Source organism: Sandarakinorhabdus rubra, assembly GCF_010994245.1.
GTDB classification, from domain to species: domain Bacteria; phylum Pseudomonadota; class Alphaproteobacteria; order Sphingomonadales; family Sphingomonadaceae; genus Sandarakinorhabdus; species Sandarakinorhabdus rubra.
In genome coordinates this window covers 1-2,389 of the sequence record NZ_WMHO01000304.1, presented here as the reverse complement: position 1 = coordinate 2,389, position 2,389 = coordinate 1, and the positions used below count along the sequence as shown (strand labels likewise).

Genomic DNA, 2,389 nt, shown 5'->3' with positions numbered 1-2,389 from the left:
TGTCGCGCTCGACCATGGCGACGCACCGGCGGGCCCCACCAGCCTTGCCATCATGGACCTGCCGCCGCTGCCCGGCGAGCTGCCGGACCGGCCGCGCCTTTGGCTGGCAGGCGCGGGCGCGGCACCGGGCTGGCGGCGGGCCGCAATCGCCGCCAGCATTGATGGCGGCGCCACCTATCAAGGCGTCGGCGTGCTGACCGCACCGGCCACGATGGGGCGGGCGGAATCAGTGCTGGCGCCGGCCAGCACAGCCACCTGGGACGATCACGGCCTGGTCGAGGTGACTCTGTTGTCAGACGCCATGTGGCTGGAAAGCCGCAGCCGTGATGCGGTCCTGTCCGGTGCCAATCTTGCCTTGCTGGGCGACGAACTGATCCAGTTCACCACCGCAGAACCCCTGGGCGGACGTCGCTTTCGCCTGTCGGGGCTGCTGCGGGGTCGGCGGGGCAGTGATTGGGCGGTGGGCAGTCATGCTCTGATGGAGCGCTTTGTGCTGCTTGAGCCGGCGACCATGCTCCAGCTGCCGCTGCCGCTGGAGCGTTTGGGCGAAAGCCTGCTGGTGCGGCCAGCCGGCACCGGAGATGCCGGTGCGGAGCCACGCGCCGTGACCATCGGTGCAGAGGCAATCCGACCGTTGCCGCCGGTGCATCTGCACTGGGAGCGGCAATTAGGCCAGCTTCAATTCCGATGGATCCCGCAAAGTCGCGCGGGCTTCGGCTGGCCCGACCTGACCGACGTGCCACTGGCCGAAGCCAGGCCGGCATGGCGGGTGTCGTTGCGCGATGCTGTTGGGCCGCTGGAAACTGCCGACGTGGACGTGCCGGCCTGGTCCACGGCAGATCGCATTGGTCCCCTGTGGTTCGAAGTCGCCCAGATCGGCGCCGCCCTGGGACGCGCAGCCACCCTCTCCCTTTCCTGAACAGGAGGCATCGATGCCACAGACACCGCGCCTGGCCCTGCCGCTGCTGGCCGCCGGCCAAAGCCAGAAGGACGTGACCCACAACTAGGCCCTGCTGGCCCTCGACCGCATGGTGGCGCTGGCCGTGGTATCGCGCAGCCAGGCCGCTCCGCCCGCGCTGCCGGTGCTGGGTGATCTCTTCATCGTGCCAGTGGCCGCGGCAGCGGCCTGGGGCCATCCTGCCGATCAGCTGCTGCAATGGGTCGGCTCGGGTTGGCAGCCGCAACAGCCGCGCCCTGGCCAGCTGGCGCTGGTGCTCGATGAGAACCGTCTGCTCATTTTCAGCAGTGGCTGGCAGGATCGTTTGCCGGTCGCCGGGTTGCAGTTGGCCGGGCGGGCCGTACTGGCCGCGTCGCCGGTCTCGATATCGGCCCCGCAAGGGGGAGGCACCATCGACACGCAAGCCCGCGATGCGCTGACAGCCCTGCTGACAGCGCTGCGTGATCAGGGCATCCTGTTGCCCTAGGCCGCTCGATCTCGCCTACTTTGACCTGTTCACTGTGGCCGTATGGCAACGCTCTCGGTGTTTCTACGCTTGCCTAAATGTCGCCCCCTGAGATACATGAACGAACAATGCCACGGATGTGATGGCATGGTTTAAAAAGGGGATGGTGATGCGCAGGTTCGCGATCGGTCTCGCCCTTGCTGCCACTGCGCTTTCGGGCGCCGCTGCAGCCAAGGACAAGTCCTGGTATATTGGTCTCGAGGCGGGCGTCAGCTTGCTTCAGAATCAGGCTCTCGACATTTCCACCGCCAACGGCGCTACCACGGTTGATGATGCCATCCGGCATTCGTACAAACCAGGTCTCGATGTGGGCGGCAGGATCGGTTACGATTTCGGGGCGCTACGCACCGAATTCGCGCTCGATTATCTGCGCGGCCGCAACCGCAATTCCTTCGTGGAAGCCACGCCGCCGGCCATTCCCTTCACCAACGCCTCGAACGTCAGCGGCACCGGTGTGCCGCCGCTGGGCACCTATGCGGATGCCGGTGGCTCCTCCAGCGCGCTGGCCTTCATGTTCAACGGCCTCATTGACTTCGGTGGCAACGACAACAACTTCGGCGGCTACCTCGGCGCTGGTGCGGGTATCGCTCGCGTCCAGATGCGTGGGCAGGCGCTGCGCGCCCCGGGTTCCGTGTTCCTGGACGATTCCGATACGGGTTTCGCCTGGAACCTGCTGGCCGGCATCTACAAGCCGGTGAGCGACCATGTTGATATCGGCCTGAAGTATCGCTTCCTGAACGTGGAGGACGTGAACGTCTTCACGACCAACGGCCTGCCGGTGGACACGCGGTTCCGCAGCCACAGCGTGCTGCTGACCCTGACCTACAATTTCTTCGAGAAGGCGGCCCCCCCGCCTCCTCCTCCGCCGCCTCCCCCGCCGCCTCCCCCGCCGCCTCCGCCGCCGCCGTTGCCGCCGTGCCCGCCGC

At 67.0% G+C, this 2,389-nt stretch carries 3 protein-coding genes; all 3 read left to right on the top strand.

The features are described from left to right. The coding region (locus GJV64_RS13730) for a GTA baseplate fiber-binding domain-containing protein (RefSeq protein WP_456238861.1) at positions 1-919 on the top strand (919 nt) is incomplete at its 5' end. A gap of 91 nt (positions 920-1,010) precedes the next feature. Further along, positions 1,011-1,424: a DUF2793 domain-containing protein gene (locus GJV64_RS13725; protein ID WP_328799194.1), complete on the top strand. Its 414-nt coding sequence runs from the start codon at positions 1,011-1,013 to the stop codon at positions 1,422-1,424. 148 nt (positions 1,425-1,572) lie between these two features. Further along, the coding region (locus GJV64_RS13720; RefSeq protein ID WP_164157953.1) for an outer membrane protein at positions 1,573-2,389 on the top strand (817 nt) is incomplete at its 3' end.